Below are 1,152 nucleotides of genomic sequence, written 5' to 3' on the forward strand. Positions count from 1 at the left end.
CTCCGAGACGGATCCCGAGTAGTGCGGGGCACGTGAAACCCCGTATGAATCCGGCAGGACCATCTGCCAAGGCTAAATACTTCCTAGCGACCGATAGTGAAGCAGTACCGTGAGGGAAAGGTGAAAAGCACCCCGGAAGGGGAGTGAAATAGAACCTGAAACCGTGTGCTTACAAAAAGTCAGAGCCCGTTTTAGGGGTGATGGCGTGCCTTTTGTAGAATGAACCGGCGAGTTACGTTCCCGTGCAAGGTTAAGGTGAAGAGCCGGAGCCGCAGCGAAAGCGAGTCTGAATAGGGCGCCATAGTACGTGGACGTAGACCCGAAACCGGGTGATCTACCCCTGTCCAGGGTGAAGGTGCGGTAACACGCACTGGAGGCCCGAACCCACGCATGTTGAAAAATGCGGGGATGAGGTGGGGGTAGCGGAGAAATTCCAATCGAACTCGGAGATAGCTGGTTCTCCCCGAAATAGCTTTAGGGCTAGCCTCGGAAAACAGAGTCGTGGAGGTAGAGCACTGATTGGGTGCGGGGCCCGCAAGGGTTACCAAGCTCAGTCAAACTCCGAATGCCATAGACTTACTTCCGGGAGTCAGACAGTGAGTGCTAAGATCCATTGTCAAAAGGGAAACAGCCCAGACCATCAGCTAAGGTCCCCAAGTGTGTGTTAAGTGGGAAAGGATGTGGAGTTGCACAGACAACCAGGATGTTGGCTTAGAAGCAGCCACCATTGAAAGAGTGCGTAATAGCTCACTGGTCGAGTGACTCTGCGCCGAAAATGTAACGGGGCTAAACACACCACCGAAGCTATGGCTTGATGCTTTGCATCAGGGGTAGGGGAGCGTTGTATAAGGGTTGAAGGTGTACCGTAAGGAGCGCTGGACATTATACAAGTGAGAATGCCGGTATGAGTAACGAAAAGATCAGTGAGAATCTGATCCGCCGAAAGCCTAAGGGTTCCTGAGGAAGGCTCGTCCGCTCAGGGTAAGTCGGGACCTAAGGCGAGGCCGAAAGGCGTAGTCGAAGGACAACAGGTCGAAATTCCTGTACCACCGTAAGCCGTTATGAGCAATGGGGGGACGCAGTAGGGTAGTGACGCGGACTGATGGATGTCCGTCTAAGCAGTAAGGCTGATGTGTAGGCAAATCCGCACAT

Annotated in this window: 1 rRNA gene; it reads left to right on the forward strand. The window is 53.5% G+C overall.

The features are described from left to right. A 23S ribosomal RNA gene (locus MHH93_RS28385) occupies nt 1-1,152 on the forward strand; the annotation flags it as partial.

Source organism: Priestia sp. FSL H7-0729 (assembly GCF_038005685.1).
Taxonomy (GTDB): Bacteria; Bacillota; Bacilli; order Paenibacillales; family Paenibacillaceae; genus Paenibacillus.